The sequence below is a fragment of the Halomonas sp. 113 genome (assembly GCF_904067645.1).
GTDB lineage: Bacteria > Pseudomonadota > Gammaproteobacteria > Pseudomonadales > Halomonadaceae > Vreelandella > Vreelandella titanicae.
Genome location: NZ_LR881453.1, coordinates 209,173 through 226,174, shown reverse-complemented (window position 1 = coordinate 226,174; position 17,002 = coordinate 209,173). Strand labels below are relative to the sequence as shown.

Sequence of the window (17,002 nt, the reverse complement as noted above, 5' to 3'; positions counted from 1 at the left end):
CCATTATTTATACGAGACGATTACGAGCGACGACGGGCAGCTCCACCACGACTTTTAACCCACCAGTGCTGGCGCGGCTAAGGTGCAGTTGGCCGCTATACAGAGCGACAAGATCAGTCACAATGGCCAAACCCAAGCCACTGCCCGAACGCTGTTCATCCAACCGTTTACCGCGCTGCACCGCCTGCTGGCACTCTGCTTCGTTCATACCGGGGCCGTCGTCGCTAACGGTCAAGGTTAACTGCTGCCCGTCACTCTCTAGCTGTAGCTGCACATCGCTATGCGCCCAGCGCAGCGCGTTATCCATTAAGTTACCCACCAGCTCTTGAATATCCTGCCCATCCATATGGACTTTAATCTCACCCGCCCAGGTTTGGCGCAGCTCAATGCCACGCCGCTGGGCAAGCCTGGCCAGCCCATTGAGCAGCGGCGCCAGGGTGGCATGTAAATCAATGGGCGCAAAGCGAACGCCTTCGCCCGCCGCTGAAGCGCGTGCCAAATGATGACGTACCGCACTATCCACGCGTTCTAGCTCAACCTCCCAGGCGGCTCGGTTCGCTTCCGGCAACTGGCGTAGCTGCAGGCGCATCACGCTCAGCGGGGTTTTCAGCGCATGGGCAAGGTTGCCAGCGGTATGGCGGCCACGCTCAATCAAGCGCTGATCGCGGGCCAGCACCGCGTTCATTGAGGCAGCAAGCGTTGCCAGCTCGTCGGGCAAGCGGGTATCTAACTGCTCGGCGCGCCCCTGCTCCACCTCATGCAGGTTGGCATGCATGCGGCGCAGTGGCGCTAGCCCCCAGCGTACCTGGAGCGCCAATACGCCAAGCAACAACACGCCCAGGCCCACTAAACCGCCCCACAGCAGGCGCTGAAATTCGCCAATGTCCCGGGCCAACACATCGTCCCGGGCGGCGACGCTAATATGTAGCGGCGTTTCTAACGGCGCCAAATAGATATCACGCTCCACCACGCGCAGCGACTGCCCCCGAGGGCCAGGTATCGAGCGAGCGCTAAGAGTGTCGCTATCAATCACCGGCAGGCGCTGATCCCACAGCGAGCGCGAGGCCAACGTATGCTGCTCGCCATCGGTGATTTGCCAATACCAGCCGGAGTAGACATTGTCAAAACGCGGGTCGCCCAGCGCCCGGTCATGGACAAGCTGTTGCTCTATGCGGTCGTAGGTAACGCCCGCCATGATGACGTTGAGGGTGGCCCCCAGGCGCTCATCAAAGGCCTGAGTAGCCGAGGCACGGTAATGATGAGAAAGCAGCGTGCCCGCAACGGGCAGCGCCAGCCCTATCATCACTAGCACCGCCAGCAGTAGCCGCAGGCTTATAGAGCGCTTTGCCCAGCGCCTTACCCAAAGTTCAGGCCAGACCGAATTGAGTCGACTCATTCGGTAGCGGGCTCTTCTGCTAATAAGCGATAGCCCTGGCCACGCAGGGTGGCAATTCGCCAACTGCCCAACTTACGCCGCAGGCGGCTGACCTGAACATCAATCACGTTGGAGTCCGGCTCGTGGTCGCGGTCATAAACGTGCTCCGAGAGCTCGGTGCGGCTCACCACCCGCGGTGCGGCGTGCATTAAATAGCCCAGCAGTCGGGTTTCCTGGGCGGTTAATCCCACCGGACGCCCTGCCAAGGTGACGTGCTGGGTGTGGGTATCCAAACTCAGCTCACCCACTTTCAGTACTGGATGGGCATGGCCGTGGCTGCGGCGCACAAGGGCGCGCAGGCGAAACAGTACTTCCGCGGGCTCAAAGGGTTTTGTGACGTAGTCATCCGCCCCGGCAGTAAAACCCGCGGCTTTATCGGCCCAGCGTTCCCGGGCGGTAAGGATCAGCACCGGCAGGTCGATACCATCTTCCCGCCATGCCGAAAGCCAGCGAGTGCCATCGCCATCGGGTAGTCCGACATCCAGAATCAGCGTGTCGTAGGCTTCCGTGCGTACCAGAAAATCGGCATCCTGACCGTTAGCCGCATGCTCTACAAGCCAGTCGCCATCGCGCAACGCTTGGCTAAGCTCGCGAGCCAGCGCCTGGTCGTCCTCTACCAACAAACACTTCATCGGCTAACTACCCTTTTTTGGCAAGTGACATCAACAGGCTAGCGGCGCATATCATTGATACGCACCCCTTCAATGGCCATTAATTGGCCGTTATGGCCATCAAACTCGAACTCGACAACTTGGCCCTGGGGGCCAAGCAATTTGATCTCATACTCGACATAACCTCCTTCACGTTCCACCTCAACCTCCAGCACTTCCCCTATATAGTGCGCTTCCAGCCAGTCCAAAATAGTGTCGAGCGGCACGACCTCACCGCGGCGCACTTCGCCGTGTAGCGACTCCCAATGCTGGTCACCCACCGCGCTACCCGCCAGCAACAGCACCAAGGCTAACCCAGTGACGTTGCGACGAGGGACGCTGCGCAGTAGCTTTTTAAAGTGGCGTAGGATTTTACTCATAGGGTCAGCATGCCAAAGGCAACATGAACGTTAGATGAACAGCTTTGTCAGCTTAAGGAAAGTATCGGGGTGGTATAAATTCCCTGTCGCATTCGCTGAATGCCGTTTATTCACTATTGTATAAACATTGACGTACAGACATTCTCGTACAGATACGTAAAGAAGGAATTTGCTATGAACACCATGAAAAAAATGCTGCTGATCCCGACCTCTGCGCTGCTGCTTGCTGCGGCTGCAGGGAGTGTTCAGGCCGACGATTCGCTGCCGATGGATCGCATTGATGACGTATTGACCCACGCCAATGACTACGGTTTCAGCCACTACGAAGAAGTTAGCATTAAAAGCCATGGCCGCGTAGAGGTAGAAGGTTGGCTGGACGATGAGTGGTACGCCGATGTGGAATTTTCTCTTGATAACGGTGAAACGCTACAAGAGAAACGCGAGCGCCTGATTACCGGTGCCTGGGGTATGAGCGAAGACGATATCCGTCAAGCACTGGACGTAGCTAGCCAGGAGGGTATGGTTGAATTTGAAGATCTCGATATCGATAAAAGCGGCATCATCGATATTGAAGGCCGCGGCGAAGATGGCCGTGAGCTAGAAATCAGCGTCCGTCAGGGTTCTTCCGAAGTGACTCAAATTGACCGCGATTAATTTTTATCCAGCTAATCGCTTTGCGGGCTCCCCACGGGGAGCCCGCTGCGTTTATGGTAGGCTGACAAATCATGTAGCTAAAGTGATAGTGCTGACCTTATCAGGTTGCTGAGGAGATATCCGTGCTGAACGAAGGCGTTGATGGCGCGCTGGAGAATGTAGAACTCGGCAACACGGTGTCAGTGCTAAGAGATTTGGCTTGGCTGATCTCCACGCCTGATCTTGTGGTGCTTCCTCCGCCGATTCCCTGTGGAGGGCGGCCCACCATTAAAGAGTTAGGGCTGGAGAAATCGCTATTGGCCTGGCTACGTAAGCTTGGTCTATCACCGCTGACCGCGTTGAACGGCAGCCGCGCAACGCGCATGGGCCATTACCACGAACGCCTGTGGCATATGCTGTTAGATCACGCACCGAATACACGGCTGCTCGCCCGGAACGTGCGCATCACCCGCCAGCGCAACACCCTGGGCGAGCTGGATATGCTGTATAGAACCCGCGACAATCCGGCACCGATACATTTAGAAGTCGCTATTAAGTTCTACCTGGGGCTGCCCGAAGGGCCTGGGGCAGCCAATAGTCAAAGCCGCTGGATTGGCCCCGGCGGGTTAGACAGCCTGGCGCTTAAGTGCTCTCACCTCAGACGTCATCAGCTCCCCCTTTCCACCACGGCGTCGGCGCTGGAAACGCTTACGCATTGGCTAACGCCACGGGATCTGGGTGTTTCTGATCTGCGTTTAGGCGAGCAGTTAACCCAGCGGTTGGCGATGCCCGGCGTACTTTACTACCCCTGGCACGCCGCCATGCCAGCGCCCGAAGGCGCGACGGCAGACCATCGCCGAGGTACCTGGTGCTACTTACGTGACTGGCCTGCGCTGGCAGCCCGGTTTCCCGCCATGCCGCGCATGGCGTGGTTGGAAAAACCTCACTGGTTGGCACCGCCGCCCCTCAGCGCTTTTCGCCCTGCGGCGGAGCAGTTGCCCGCCATTATCGAAAAGGTTCACGCCTGGCGCTCACCCCAGCAAGTGATGCTGTGCTTCTCAGAGCGGGAGCACAATGAACAACGCTACGAGCGGCTATTTTTGGTACCTGATGACTGGCCCCGGCAAGTGCCTCTACCGCCCCGCATTCGGGACTGAAAAACGACCAGAAGAAGCCTCTATATCACGACAAGGTTATCGCGATGGATCAGTTCATGGGCTTCTACGTAGCCGAGGATGGCTTCGATCTGGTGGCTGGGCTGGCCCGCCAATTGGCGGGCTTCAGCAGCACCATAGTTGACCAAGCCTTTGGCCACTGACGCACCCTGCTCATCCACGCACACCACCATATCGCCGCGTTTGAAACCGCCCTGTACGTCGCGCACGCCCACTGCCAGCAGGCTTGAGCCTTTATCGCGCAATACTTTGACTGCTCCCGCATCCAGCACCAGCGTACCACGCACCTGCAGTTGACCCGCCAGCCAGCGCTTGCGCGCCGCCATGGGCACTTGGTCAGGACGCAGCAGCGTGCCTAGCGCTTCGCCCGACATTATCCGGTTGATAACGTCAGGCTGGCGGCCACTGGCAATCACCGTGACCGCCCCGGAGCGCGCCGCCAACTGCGCCGCGCGCACCTTGGTGGTCATACCACCCCGCCCCAGCGCGCCACCGCTACCTGCCACGGCGGCTAAGCGCGGGTCGTCGGCGCGCCCTTCGGCAATCATCTGGGCATCGGGGTTGTGCCGTGGGTCGGCGTCAAACAGGCCTTCCTGGTCGGTCAATAGCAGCAGAGCATCCGCTTCCAGTAAGTTAGCAACCAGCGCGCCTAACGTGTCGTTGTCGCCAAAGCGAATCTCATCGGTGACCACGGTGTCGTTTTCATTGATCACCGGCACCACGCGCATCTCTACCAACGTACGCAGCGCTGAGAGCGCATTCAGGTAGCGCTTGCGGTTGGAAAGATCATCATGAGTAAGCAGAATCTGCGCGGTGAGCATGTCGTGGCGGGCAAAGTGCTGCTCGTAGCATTGGGTCAGGCCATTTTGGCCTACCGCCGCAGCCGCCTGCAGTTCATGCACGGCGCTGGGGCGCACCTGCCAGCCAAGACGCACCATGCCAGCCGCCACGGCGCCGGAAGAGACCAGCACCACTTCAATCCCCTTCTGGTGCAAAGCGGCAATTTGATCCACCCAACCACCGATGGCGGGTTCGTCCAGGCCGCGGCCATCGTTAGTCAGCAGCGCACTACCAATCTTCACCACGACCCGCCGTGCACGGCTTAGCGCGCTGCGGCCCAGGATTTGCTCGTTACTTTCCATGCGACCCACCTCAATCAGACGCTAACAACTTAATCAGGCACTCATCACTAAATCAGATACTCACCACTAAATCAGCCACGTGCAACTTAATAAGACGCCCATAAAAGGGGCCGCGCGAACGCAGCCCCTTTTTGAATACTACCGATTTTAGCTGACTACCGAATGCACCCGCTTAATACCACTAAGGGGCGTATTCGACTTCAACGTCGTAATCATCGTCGTCGAAATCTTCGTCATCTTCATCGTCCCGCTTACGCCGACGGCCCAGGCGAGCTTCGGTACGCGCAACCGACTCTTCTTCCATGCGGCGACGCATCTCTTCTTCACGGGCCAACGCCTCTTCATCTTCGTGCTCAAGGCGGCGCTGCTCGGTCAACCAGCGGTAAGCCGCCTGAACCAGTTTATCGGTGCCGTCGCTGCTGATCGCCGAAATACGGAATACCGGGCCTTCCCAGTTGAGCGCCTGAATAATCTTCTGGGCGCGCTCTTCGCGCTCATCTTCCGGCAGCAGGTCAAACTTGTTCAGCACCAGCCAGCGCGGCCGCTCAGAAAGCGCCGGGGAGAACTGCCCCAACTCGTGAACAATCGCCTTCGCCGCTTCCACCGGATCGGATTCATCAAACGGTGCCACATCGACCACGTGGAATAGCAGCCGCGTGCGGGTTAAGTGCTTCAAGAAGCGCAACCCTAAACCGGCGCCATCAGAGGCTCCTTCAATCAAGCCGGGTACATCGGCCATTACGAAGTGCTCGTGCATACCCAGTTTTACCACGCCCAAGTTGGGCACTAAGGTCGTGAACGGGTAGTTGGCAACCTTGGGCTTGGCGGCAGACACCGAACGAATCAGCGTCGATTTACCCGCGTTGGGCATGCCCAGCAGGCCGACATCGGCCATCACTTTCATTTCCAGGCGCAGGTTGCGGCGATCACCGTCGGTGCCCGTTGTGGTACGGCGCGGTGCGCGGTTGGTAGACGATTTAAAGTGGATGTTACCCAATCCACGCCGACCACCTTCGCCCACCAGCACCACCTGGCCAATTTCGGTCACATCGGCGATGACTTCCAGGGTGTCTTCATCAATCACCGTGGTACCCACCGGCACTTTGACGTGCAGGTCTTCACCGGCCTTGCCGCTCATTTGACGGCCCATGCCGCCCTGCCCGTTCTGGGCTTTATAGAAGCGCTGGAATTTAAAATCGATCAAAGTGTTAAGAGCATCGTCACCAATTAGGTAAACGCTACCACCATGACCGCCATCGCCCCCATCGGGGCCGCCCCTGGGCACATATTTTTCGCGGCGAAAGCTCAGACAGCCATTGCCGCCTTTGCCCGCCTCAACAATAATCGAGGCTTCATCGACGAACTGCATTGGATTCTCCCGGCCGCTTCCGCCGCCCTAATATATGCACTACTTTTTCTCCAACCCTTTATTCCCACCAGTATCTTGGTAAAACCCAGCATTCTGGTAAAGCGTATTGGAAAAGAGATTTAACCGACAAAAAAGCCCCGCCATAGCGGGGCCTTTTTTCTCGCAACCGCGAGCATAGCACTAGCCGTTTAGGCAGAAACGATGCTAACGAACTTGCGGTTTTTCGGGCCTTTGGTCTCAAACTTCACAAAACCGTCGCTCAGTGCAAACAGTGTGTGGTCACGACCAAGGCCTACGCCCGTGCCCGCGTGGAAACGCGTGCCGCGCTGACGCACGATGATGTTACCCGCAGTCGCCGCTTGGCCACCGAAGAGTTTTACACCTAAGCGTTTGGACTCGGAATCGCGACCGTTACGCGTGGAGCCGGCTGCCTTTTTATGTGCCATTGCAAAATCCTCCTAAGGGAATTGACCGCTTACGCAGAAATTCCGGTAATTTTGACTTCAGTGAACCACTGGCGGTGGCCCTGACGCTTCATGTGGTGCTTACGACGACGGAACTTGATGATGGTGACTTTATCGCCGCGCCCGTGGGAAACCACTTCGGCAGAGACTTTAGCACCACTGATCATCGGCGCACCGATGTTGAAGTCATCGCCGTCAGCGACCATCAGCACTTCGTCAAACTCAATCGTTTCGCCGGTAGCGACTTCGATTTTCTCGAGCTTGAGGGTTTGACCTTCTTGAACGCGGTACTGCTTACCACCGCTTTTGATAACTGCGTACATGTCGCTCTCCGGACTGTCGTTAATGCCGTTCTAACGGTTAAACGGCACTCATCTCCTACGCTCTTTCGAGTCGTGCTCTTATCGACCTGCTGCGAGTGGCGCCCCTTTTGGAGCCATCTGACAGGGAGCAAGATGAGTGGGTCGCGGATTATAACGACTATCTTCTCTTACCACAAGACCATAGGCCGTTGTCAATTGACACGACCATCTCCTTATAACGGCATATCATAGCGTGACCACAGCGCGTGTCTTGACGCCTAACAGGCAGCCCCATAGCATGACCTCCACTATGGGCGGGAGTTACCGCCTCAATCTGCCGCGATGAACGTATCCCATGACCGCTAACGTCTCCTCAGCCCAGCCTGACAGCCCAACGCCTTCACCGCTGCATGCCGTGGTGGCCGATGATTTCGCAGCCGTCAATCGGACAATTGTCGAGCAGCTCAATTCTAAAGTGCCACTGGTTGAAACGATCGGCCAGTACATCACCGAAAGCGGCGGCAAGCGCTTGCGCCCTTTACTGGCACTCCTAGCCGCCCGCTCCCTCGACTACACCGGCGACAAGCATATTCCGCTGGCCACATTAATAGAGTTTATGCACACCTCCACGCTGCTACACGATGACGTGGTGGATGAATCGCATATGCGCCGGGGCAAGAAAACCGCCAACGACGCCTGGGGCAATGCGCCCTCGGTACTGGTCGGCGACTTCCTCTACGCCCGCTCGTTTCAGATGATGGTCGATGTGGGCTCGATGCGCATTATGGCGATCCTTTCCGGTGCTACCTGCATCATCGCGGAAGGGGAAGTGCTGCAGTTGACCAACATCGGCAACCCCAGCATCTCCGAAGAGGACTACTTCGAGACCATTTTGGGCAAAACCGCCATGCTGTTTGAAGCGGCTTCCCACAGCGGTGCTGTGCTGGCAGAAGCAACGCCGGAACAGGAGCGCGCTCTCCAATATTATGGCCGCTACTTAGGTCTCGCCTTTCAGTTGATCGATGACCTGCTGGATTACCAGGGCGACGCCGATGCCATGGGCAAAAACGTTGGCGACGACCTAGCCGAAGGCAAGCCGACACTGCCGCTGATCCACGCCATGGAGCAAGGTACGCCGGAACAGGCCAAGCTGATTCGCCAGGTGATTCGCGATGGCGGGCTTGAGCAGCTCGACGCCGTACTGGAAATTATTCACGCCACCGGCGCACTCGACTATACCCGTCAGCGCGCCGAAGAGATGGCCGATAAAGCCCTGCAGCAACTGGACGCCCTACCGCCCAGCGCCTACCGCGACAGCATGGCCCAGTTGGCCCGCTTAGCGGTTGATCGCCAAGCATAAAAATTGCTAGATCACACCGCCGAGGACTTGAAAAAACACGTCTGGCTAAGTATGATCCACCTCCGTTGTTGAGCACAGATAAGCATTGCTCGGCAACCTTCGGAATATAGCTCAGCTTGGTAGAGCGCTGCCTTCGGGAGGCAGAGGTCGTAGGTTCGAATCCTGCTATTCCGACCAAAAAATTTAGAAAAAACGGCCACTTAGCTAATATAGCAAGTGGCCGTTTTTTGTTGGTAGCAACACTAGGTTCCAAGCAGAAACATTAGGGGCTAGCAGCAAATGGCTAATACATCGCATACGCCGATAGCGTTGCCAGGCTACGCGACGAAGGCAAAATCTTGCTGCGTATTTTTCTGGATGAATGCCAAAAGCGCGGCATTAAACCCACCAAGTCCTACTCTGGCAAGTTTCAGGTGCGTCTACCGGAAGAACTGCACAAACACGCCGCCGACGCCGCCACGACCAAAGGACAAAGCCTTAATCAGTTTGTAACCACCGCTATCGAACACGAACTTTCTGTTTAAGCAATTCAGCCGCTTCATTTTCCCAATGCCCTGTTTTAAAAACATAATCCCCGGCCATCCAATGGCCGATGGTCTTTGGTATCCGTCTCCTTACAGAAAAGCTGGCTCCTTCCAGCTCGCGCATCCAAGCGTCATAGCCAGCTCCTCAAGCCCCCATTGATGTAAGCCATTGCCGACAAGATTTGTAAAAGATCTCTTACACCGACAATCACCGGATAATCGACGGAACCACCCATTGAGTAAACTGGGGTTATCAGGGTTATAGAAGTTGACTCTTTTTAAATTCGGGGTTATAGTAACCCCAATAATTAACAGCACAGGGGCAGGAGGTGGATAGCAGAACACTGATAAAAGAACTGAAGAAAGATGGCTGGGCGTTGGTCAGAGTCAACGGCAGCCACCACCACTTCAGGCACCCTATCAAGCCCGGCACGGTCACCGTGCCACATCCTAAAAAGGATTTGAAAACGGGCTTGGTAAGAGCAATCAGAAAAAGCGCCGGCCTCTTATGAGGTTGGCCACTGCTGCCCCCCATAAAGGAGATCAACGTATGTTGTTTCCCATTGCAATTGAGCGCGGCGACGAACAGCACGCCTATGGCGTAGTAGTACCCGATCTTAACGGCTGCTTTTCAGCGGGTGACACCTTTGAAGAGGCGTTAGCCAATGTGAAAGCAGCGATCGAAGGATGGCTGGAAGTAGCCGTGGACTATGGCGACCCCATTCCCGAAGCAACGTCTATTGAGCACCACATGGACAACCCTGAATACGCCGGCTGGATCTGGGCGGTGGTGGATATCGACCTGACCCCCTATCTGGGCAAAAGCCACAAGATCAACGTCACATTACCTGATTTACTGGTTAAGCAAATTGACGACTTTGTGGCCAGCCACCCCGGCGACAAAACCCGCTCGGGCTTTCTGTCCCGCGTCGCCATGGCCGAACTGGCCAGAGCACGCAAAGGCGCATAACCCAAGCAAAACAAAACCCCCGGCTACTCCAAATAGCCGAGGGTTTTTATTGCCGCATTATTCTGGCGAAGCGTTTCCGCAACGCGTGCTCTTAGGCGACACTTTCACTATGGCAAAGTTTTGCTAAGTTGCAAACAAGTAATTTAACGTTACGTAATGTAATAGTTCGCCTACACCGCCCAACACCTGGCTTGCCTTACCACCACCCCTTGAACTGCTGTGCGGTCACAAAACAGCCCTGGCCACCATTTGTTGGCACGCATCAACAGTACGACCACGTAAATGCGGAGACTGTATGATGAATATCCAGCCTATCCATAACGATGCCGATCCTGATCGTGCATTTGCTCGCCTAGAAGAGCTATGGGCCGCAGATGCTGGTACTCCAGAGGCTAATGAGCTTGAGGCACTCTCCTTGCTCATCAAGAAATATGAAGATGACCGCTACCCCGTCGGTTCTTCCCATAGCGCTTAACGGTTCGTAGCCGAACCTTACTGCTTGAGAAGTAGAAGGTAAAAAACACAAACATAGCACGCTAACAAACATGCTACGATTAGCGTTTGTGCTCTTCACTCTCTCCCCTCCTCTTGATATGGACAAGACTATTAGCCAATTAACGCATATTAAGGCCGTACTACTGTTTGCCAGCACCATGACCGTGATGTCGGGGGCAATTATCGCGCCTGCACTGCCGGGCATCAGCCGCCATTTTCCCGACCAGCCCCAGGTAGTGATCCAGCTGATTCTGACCCTGCCTGCGCTGATGATTACGCTGTTCAGTCCACTGATGGGTTATCTTGCTGACCGGTTTGGGCGCAAGAAATTGCTGCTGATGATGCTGGGCATCTACGGTTTTGCGGGGGGCGCGGGCTTTTTCATTGATCGCGTGGATCTGCTATTAAGCTCCCGCGCACTGATGGGGATTGCGGTAGCCGGTATTCTCAGTATCAGTACCACGCTGGTGGGGGATTATTTTGACAGCTCCGAACGCGCCCGTTTTTTGGGGCTGCAAAGCAGCTGCATGGCGCTGGGCGGGGTAATCTTTATTAACCTGGGCGGGCTACTTTCCGACTGGAGTTGGCGCGGCCCGTTTTTACTCTATATGACCGGTGTGCTGCTGCTTCCCTATGCCTGGGCGATTCTCCAAGAGCCTCAATCCAGTGATGGTGCCAGCCGCGATACAAGCGATGCGCCGGTAACGGTGGACTACGGACGTACCTGTCTTGCTTACCTGATCGCCATGATCAGCATGACCATGTTTTATATGTTTCCCGCGCAGCTGCCCTTTCTGCTTTCCCAGCAGGGTCAAGTCAGCGGCGTAGCGATCGGCGTGGCGCTCTCGATGGCAGCCCTGACGGCCAGCATCGTGGCGTTTTGCTATGGTTACTACAAGCCGTTCCTGTCGGTGATGACAATCTATGTGCTCGGCTTTTTCCTGGCGGCAGCCGGTTTTTTGGTGGTGGGCTTCACCCAGAGTTACGCCATGGCAATCGTGGGTGCGGCGATCTCCGGATTTGGCCTTGGCGCCTTTATGCCCAATACCACCACGTGGCTGATGCGGATCACTCCTCAGCGAGTACGCGGCCGGGTATTTGGCGGTTTTACCTCGACCTTCTTTTTTGGCCAGTTTATCTCCCCGGTGGTGGTCGCCCCGGCGGTGATCTGGCTGGAGTCGTTGCGTAACGTGTTTACCGGCATGGCAGTCGTGTGCGGCCTGCTAGCCGTTGTCCTGATCATTCTGGGCAAGACAACGCTCAAAGCCGACAGCCAGCTTTGAGCATCAGCACTTACGCAGGCGGGTGAATCAACCCCACGACACTGACAAGAATCAGCACCGCGCCCAGCACACGAAAGAACAGACCGGTGTTCGCTTTAAGCATATAGCGATGGGCTTTCTCGCCCACCAAATGGCCGATAAAGGCACAGGGCAGCAGCCACAGCTGGTGAATTAACTGAAGATCCACGCCTGCAATCAGGAACGAGACCATCTTGATCATCACCAGGATAAACCACAGCACAAACATGGTATCCCGCAGTTGCTCTTTGGCGACGTGAGTGGCGAATACCGCCACAATCAACGGCGCGCCAATCAGCGACGTACCGCTGACATACCCACCAAGCGCCAGCAGCACGTAGTCCACGTACTTGTTCTTGCTTTTGAACGGCTTATTCAATACATAGCCAATGGCATAGATGATCACAATGCCGAAAATGATACTGGTCATGACTTGTGCGGGCAGCGTTAACAGCCCCACTACCCCAATCAGCTTGGGGATGATCATGATTTTCAAGGCTTTGGTTAAATAACCCCAATCGATATTACTCTCTGGCGATGTGGTGCCCACGCCCGCTTGCTGTAGCTGGCGATGCCCACTCCAGGCGATCCAACTGGAGAAAATCAGCAGGTGAATGGCAATAATCGGCAAGAATACCAGTGGCTCGTTGACGACCAAAAGCAGGAAAGGCAGTGCCAGCACGGCACCGCCAAAGCCCAAGCTGGTTCGCACAAAACCGCTCCAGGCAAAAATTAGCCCAATCAGCGCATACTGGTACCAGAGTAGATCTGTCATGGTTCGCGTTAGGATCCTAAGTTAGGGGTGGATATCTCCCAGCGTCCACCAGCGTGGCAATAGCGCACGTACGCTGGCCTGGGCAAAACGATCATCCATTAATACCACAACCCCTTGATCTTCTGGACTGCGAATAACGCGACCTGCGGCCTGCACCACTTTGATCATGCCGGGAATGCGGTAGGTATAGTCGTCACCTTGGCCGAAGCGGGCGGTTAGTCGTGCTTTAAGCGCTTCGTTAAAGTCGTTAAACGGCGGTAGTCCCAAGGTGGCGATAAAGGCTCCGATCAATCGGTCGCCGGGCAGGTCGATGCCTTCTGCAAAGGCACCGCCCAACACCGCAAAGCCGATGCCTTCTCCGCCGGGTGCAAAGCGCGCCAGAAATTCCTCGCGCTGCGCTTCCGGCATCCCGCGGGTTTGGCTGAAAACGGGTACTTCCGGGTGCGCCTCGCGAAACCGCGCCAGCGCTGCCTCCAGGTAGGCAAAGCTGCTGAAGAACGCTAAATAGTGGCCTGATTTGCGCTGATACTGCTGCGCTATGGCCGCGACGATAGGATCGACAGAGGCGTCCCGATCCCGAAAACGCGTGGAGATATCCGTGCGTATACGCACCTCCAACTGACACGCGGTAAAGGGCGATGCCACTTCCCGCCATACCGTGTTTTCCTGCAAGCCCAGCAGATCCCGGTAGTAGTGGGCAGGGTTTAACGTCGCCGAAAACAGCACCACTGAGTGGGCCGCGTTAAACCGTGCGGCCAGAAAATCGGCGGGTATCAGATTGCGTAACCCCAACACCGCCCGACCGCGCCCATAGCGGGTAAGATCACACAGGGAGTGCTCACCAAAGCGCTCCGCCAGGCGGCAGAATGCCAGCGCTTCAAATAACAATTCCTGTAGTTCCAGGCTGGCATCTTCGGGGTGCTCACCCAGGTGGTCAGTGATGGCGGCGCCCACCTGTTGGGCAGCGGTGACTAGCTTGTCGGGCAATGCCGTAAGCAGCCGGTAGGCCGGTTTCCTGGGGTCGCCCTCCTCTTCCAGCCCTGCCTCTTTAAACGACGTATCTTTAAACAACGCCTGCCACTGACGGGCCAAACGACCCAGGGGCCGGGAGAGCGCTTTGGGCGCAGCACGGCGAACCCGGTTGAAACGCTGCTGATCGAGCTCGGCGCTGTACATGCCGCGGGCGCGCTCAATCAGATTATGCGCTTCGTCGACCAGCACGCCCGTTCGCCAATCGTTGGCCTGGGCCAAACCGTGCAGCAGTGCGTGGCTATCGAACCAGTGGTTAACGTCACCGACGATCACATCCGCCCAGCGCGCCAGCTCCTGGCCGAGATAATACGGGCAAACATCGTGGGCCAACGCCACTTCGCGCAGCGCGTCGCGATCCAGCCATCCCTGATCCACCGCCGCCTGGCGTGCTGCAGGCAGGCGATCGTAAAAGCCGGCGGCCAGTGGGCACGACTCGCCGTGGCAGGCGCGATCTGGGTATTCGCAGGCTTTCTCCCGCGCCACCAGTTCCAGCACCCGCAGAGGAAGTGTTTCATCACTAGTGCGCAGTGTAGCCAGGGCATCCAGCGCCAAACGGCGGCCAGGGGTTTTCATGGTCAGAAAGGCGATCCGATCGAGCTGCTGGCGGGGCATGGCCGAAAGCATCGGAAACAGCGTGCCCATGGTTTTACCAATACCGGTGGGCGCCTGGGCGAGCAGGCAGCGCCCGGTGCTGGCAGCTTTGTAAACATCTTCAGCGAGTTCGCGCTGGCCGGGGCGAAACGCAGCATGGGGAAAACGCAGGGTCTGCAGGCCACTATCGCGATCCTGACGGTGAACGGCCTCCTGTTCTGCCCAGGCAAGGAAGCGTTGGCACTGCTCGGCAAAGAACGCCTGGAGTTCGTCGGCAGTGGCTTCCTGGCTGATCAGGGTCTCTTTGCCGCTGGCAATATCCAGATAAACCAACGTCAAGGTAATCGGTTCCAGCGCACGCTCAGCACACAGTAACGCGCCGTAGACTTTTACCTGCGCCCAGTGGAGGGCGCGCTGATTATCCGCCATGCGCTCCAGGCTGCCACGGTGGGTTTTGATCTCCTCCAGGCGGTTGGCCGTGGGGTCGAAACCATCGGCGCGGCCGGTAACTATCAGCCCTTCAAACTTCCCCGACAGGGGCAGTTCAGCGAGATAGTCTTCTCCCCGGCGGCTGGTCACCAGCGTATGCCCTTCCATCCCTTCGCGCGCACTGGGCGCCGGGGTAAAGCGGTGATCGAGATCCCCCTGCCGAGCAGTGAAGTCGCACAGCGCGCGCACTGCCACGCGATAGGTCGCGCTCATGGTTCAGGCTCGTCGCCAGTCGACCAGCTCACGTAACACACCGCCACGGGCATGGCATGGCGGTGAAAAAACGTAAGCCAGCGGCGCTGGTTATCCTGCAGCCGATCGCCGGGGCCTTTGACCTCAATCATCCGATAGCGTGGCTCGCCAACGGGTGCATCGGGCATAAATTGAATTAAATCCGGTAGCCCGGCCCGGTTGGCTTTCAGATCCCCCAGCAACCGCTCAAAGCACAGGCGTAGGTGCACGGCGGGAATGCACGTCAACGCCAGCTCAACCAGCGGTTCATCGACAATCGCCCAGTGCACAAAGGGAGACGCCAGGCCGTGTTTCTCCCTCCAGGTCGAACGAATCACTTCGCGGTAACTGCCGTCCTCCAGACGCGCAAGGCAAGCATCGAAGGCGTCTCGCCGTCGCGCCACGAAGTCCTCACGGTACAAGTCCGCCGGGCCATTGTGGAAAGGATGGAAGAAGGCCCCCGGCAATGGAGCAAAAATCGCCGACCAGCAGAGCAAACCAAACAGCCCGGTCAGCAGCGCGTTTTCCACGTAGTAGACCGGCGCCCCAGGCTCGCTGAGTGCCTCGACCACGGCGCGTTCGACCCACTGCGGCCCCGGCAATGATAAGTCCCAGCGCTCATGAGTGGGTTCGGGGTCGCTCGGCTCAGCAGGCAGTTTAAGCCGCCGCCGCAAGCGGGGCAGAATCCGCGCCAGCGCCTGGTGCTCGGTTTCGTTGGGGGAACTCTTAAGCGCTTGGGTCGCCAGCTCAAAGGCCGCAGGGTGCTCGCCTTGGCGCTCCAACACACGCAACTGCCGAATGCGCGCCTCGCTACTGCCTGACTCGCTATACAGTGTTAGCGCCAGCGCCGTATCACCGCTACGCTCTGCTTCACGGCCCAACTGGAGCAGCAGTCTTGCGCGCCGCGTGGCCAGCCAGCGGTTATCCGCGGGCGGCGGTACCTCAGGATAAAGGGCGGCGGGCAGCTCACCGGCATCGAGACGTTGGCGTAGGTAATGGAGCTCCAGATAGACATCCACCTCGTGGCGGCATTGGAAAGCGCGTGATTGCGGCGTAAAGGGCACCGTCTCAAAGCGCTGCAGCCCCAGTTCGGTTAACACGAACTCGGCCCAGTCCTGGCGCAGGTTGCCAAAGAACATCAGGCGCAGGCGGTCGCAGGTTTCCATGACTGTTAGCCGCAGAACTGGATCGTTTGCCTCGGGCCACCACTGGCATAACCGCTTGGGTTCATTGAGCTGGCTCGCCAGCGTGTCGTAGAGCACGGTTTTAGCGCTTGAGGCGCTCAGCCCGGCAGCGCGTATCTCCGCTACCAACGCCTGGCGCAGTTCGGCCAAGCGTAGCTGGTTAAACAGCTCATCAACGCTAAGCACCGATTCACTATCGACCCAACCTAGCGACATCAAGGGCGCCATGGCGCTGGCACTGTCGCCAACCTCGGCGTAGCTTAATTTGCTGAGCCGAAACAGCTCGCCCTTGCGCATCACCATGCGCACCAGCAGCGCTTGGGAGGCTTGCGGTAAGCTCTCAAACTGTTCAAGAAAAGCGAGCTCGTCTGCCGCGAGCAGATCAGCGTGGCGCTCCCCCACCCAGGCCAAAACGAAGCGGAAGTTCGTTAAGTAATAGAAGGGGTCATCAAGGGAGGCGGTAGGTGTCGCGAAAGCACTGTTCATTTATCCATTGTATC

Annotated in this window: 18 protein-coding genes and 1 tRNA gene; 9 read left to right on the top strand and 10 right to left on the bottom strand. The window is 57.3% G+C overall.

Annotated features, from left to right (window positions below; translation table 11 throughout):
• Positions 1 to 7: 7 nt before the first annotated feature.
• From YERSI8AC_RS01255 to YERSI8AC_RS01245, 3 genes are read right to left on the bottom strand one after another with little or no spacing between them, the layout of a single operon-like run.
• Positions 8 to 1,396 (bottom strand): sensor histidine kinase, encoded by a 1,389-nt coding sequence (locus tag YERSI8AC_RS01255; protein WP_022520755.1) that lies wholly within the window; start codon positions 1,394 to 1,396, stop codon positions 8 to 10.
• A complete protein-coding gene (locus YERSI8AC_RS01250) occupies positions 1,393 to 2,067 on the bottom strand; it encodes a response regulator transcription factor (RefSeq protein WP_022520756.1) in 675 nt (224 codons plus the stop codon). Before YERSI8AC_RS01250 ends, YERSI8AC_RS01255 begins: the two co-directional genes overlap by 4 nt.
• A 38-nt stretch (positions 2,068 to 2,105) precedes the next feature.
• Positions 2,106 to 2,465, bottom strand: a complete 360-nt coding sequence (locus YERSI8AC_RS01245; RefSeq protein ID WP_022520757.1) for a PepSY domain-containing protein — start codon at positions 2,463 to 2,465, stop codon at positions 2,106 to 2,108.
• Positions 2,466 to 2,639: 174 nt separating this feature from the next.
• Here YERSI8AC_RS01245 and YERSI8AC_RS01240 point away from each other — a divergent pair, with 174 nt between their 5' ends.
• Together YERSI8AC_RS01240 and YERSI8AC_RS01235 are read left to right on the top strand one after the other, a co-directional pair.
• Positions 2,640 to 3,119 carry a PepSY domain-containing protein gene (locus YERSI8AC_RS01240; RefSeq protein WP_159175936.1) on the top strand — a complete coding sequence of 160 codons (480 nt, stop codon included), beginning with the start codon at positions 2,640 to 2,642 and terminating at the stop codon, positions 3,117 to 3,119.
• 122 nt (positions 3,120 to 3,241) lie between these two features.
• On the top strand, positions 3,242 to 4,255 hold the full coding sequence (locus tag YERSI8AC_RS01235) for a DUF1853 family protein (protein WP_159175935.1): 1,014 nt from the start codon (positions 3,242 to 3,244) through the stop codon (positions 4,253 to 4,255).
• A gap of 20 nt (positions 4,256 to 4,275) precedes the next feature.
• Here YERSI8AC_RS01235 and proB read toward each other — a convergent pair whose 3' ends face one another.
• The 4 genes from proB to rplU all read right to left on the bottom strand — a co-directional run bounded on the left by proB (position 4,276) and on the right by rplU (position 7,571).
• Entirely contained in the window at positions 4,276 to 5,415 is a 1,140-nt protein-coding gene (gene proB / locus YERSI8AC_RS01230; RefSeq protein WP_022520759.1) for a glutamate 5-kinase, read from the bottom strand.
• A 181-nt stretch (positions 5,416 to 5,596) separates the two neighbouring features.
• Positions 5,597 to 6,784 carry an Obg family GTPase CgtA gene (gene cgtA / locus YERSI8AC_RS01225; RefSeq protein WP_022520760.1) on the bottom strand — a complete coding sequence of 396 codons (1,188 nt, stop codon included), beginning with the start codon at positions 6,782 to 6,784 and terminating at the stop codon, positions 5,597 to 5,599.
• Between the two features lie 188 nt (positions 6,785 to 6,972).
• Positions 6,973 to 7,230: a 50S ribosomal protein L27 gene (rpmA, locus tag YERSI8AC_RS01220; RefSeq protein ID WP_008957069.1), complete on the bottom strand. Its 258-nt coding sequence runs from the start codon at positions 7,228 to 7,230 to the stop codon at positions 6,973 to 6,975.
• A gap of 29 nt (positions 7,231 to 7,259) precedes the next feature.
• Positions 7,260 to 7,571, bottom strand: a complete 312-nt coding sequence (gene rplU, locus YERSI8AC_RS01215) for a 50S ribosomal protein L21 (RefSeq protein WP_022520761.1) — start codon at positions 7,569 to 7,571, stop codon at positions 7,260 to 7,262.
• Between the two features lie 334 nt (positions 7,572 to 7,905).
• Here rplU and ispB point away from each other — a divergent pair, with 334 nt between their 5' ends.
• The 7 genes from ispB to YERSI8AC_RS01180 all read left to right on the top strand — a co-directional run bounded on the left by ispB (position 7,906) and on the right by YERSI8AC_RS01180 (position 12,182).
• Positions 7,906 to 8,910, top strand: a complete 1,005-nt coding sequence (ispB, locus tag YERSI8AC_RS01210) for an octaprenyl diphosphate synthase (RefSeq protein ID WP_022520762.1) — start codon at positions 7,906 to 7,908, stop codon at positions 8,908 to 8,910.
• A 100-nt stretch (positions 8,911 to 9,010) separates the two neighbouring features.
• Positions 9,011 to 9,087, top strand: a tRNA-Pro gene (locus YERSI8AC_RS01205).
• 161 nt (positions 9,088 to 9,248) lie between these two features.
• The gene (locus YERSI8AC_RS01200) at positions 9,249 to 9,434 is read left to right on the top strand and encodes a type II toxin-antitoxin system HicB family antitoxin (protein ID WP_236557221.1); all 186 of its coding nucleotides are present in this window, start codon (positions 9,249 to 9,251) and stop codon (positions 9,432 to 9,434) included.
• Between the two features lie 329 nt (positions 9,435 to 9,763).
• Positions 9,764 to 9,946: a type II toxin-antitoxin system HicA family toxin gene (locus YERSI8AC_RS01195; RefSeq protein ID WP_159175934.1), complete on the top strand. Its 183-nt coding sequence runs from the start codon at positions 9,764 to 9,766 to the stop codon at positions 9,944 to 9,946.
• Positions 9,947 to 9,984: 38 nt separating this feature from the next.
• Positions 9,985 to 10,404, top strand: coding sequence for a type II toxin-antitoxin system HicB family antitoxin (locus tag YERSI8AC_RS01190; RefSeq protein WP_022520765.1), 420 nt, complete (start codon positions 9,985 to 9,987; stop codon positions 10,402 to 10,404).
• A gap of 295 nt (positions 10,405 to 10,699) precedes the next feature.
• A complete protein-coding gene (locus YERSI8AC_RS01185; RefSeq protein ID WP_176316341.1) occupies positions 10,700 to 10,879 on the top strand; it encodes a transcriptional regulator in 180 nt (59 codons plus the stop codon).
• A 70-nt stretch (positions 10,880 to 10,949) separates the two neighbouring features.
• The gene (locus YERSI8AC_RS01180) at positions 10,950 to 12,182 is read left to right on the top strand and encodes an MFS transporter (protein ID WP_223828039.1); all 1,233 of its coding nucleotides are present in this window, start codon (positions 10,950 to 10,952) and stop codon (positions 12,180 to 12,182) included.
• Between the two features lie 10 nt (positions 12,183 to 12,192).
• On the opposite strand, the gene YERSI8AC_RS01175 is transcribed toward YERSI8AC_RS01180, so the two are convergent.
• From YERSI8AC_RS01175 to YERSI8AC_RS01165, 3 genes are read right to left on the bottom strand one after another with little or no spacing between them, the layout of a single operon-like run.
• Positions 12,193 to 12,975 (bottom strand): sulfite exporter TauE/SafE family protein, encoded by a 783-nt coding sequence (locus YERSI8AC_RS01175; RefSeq protein WP_009287879.1) that lies wholly within the window; start codon positions 12,973 to 12,975, stop codon positions 12,193 to 12,195.
• 21 nt (positions 12,976 to 12,996) lie between these two features.
• Positions 12,997 to 15,300 (bottom strand): ATP-dependent DNA helicase, encoded by a 2,304-nt coding sequence (locus YERSI8AC_RS01170; RefSeq protein ID WP_159175933.1) that lies wholly within the window; start codon positions 15,298 to 15,300, stop codon positions 12,997 to 12,999.
• Positions 15,297 to 16,988 (bottom strand): VRR-NUC domain-containing protein, encoded by a 1,692-nt coding sequence (locus tag YERSI8AC_RS01165; protein WP_159175932.1) that lies wholly within the window; start codon positions 16,986 to 16,988, stop codon positions 15,297 to 15,299. Before YERSI8AC_RS01165 ends, YERSI8AC_RS01170 begins: the two co-directional genes overlap by 4 nt.
• Positions 16,989 to 17,002: the final 14 nt, after the last annotated feature.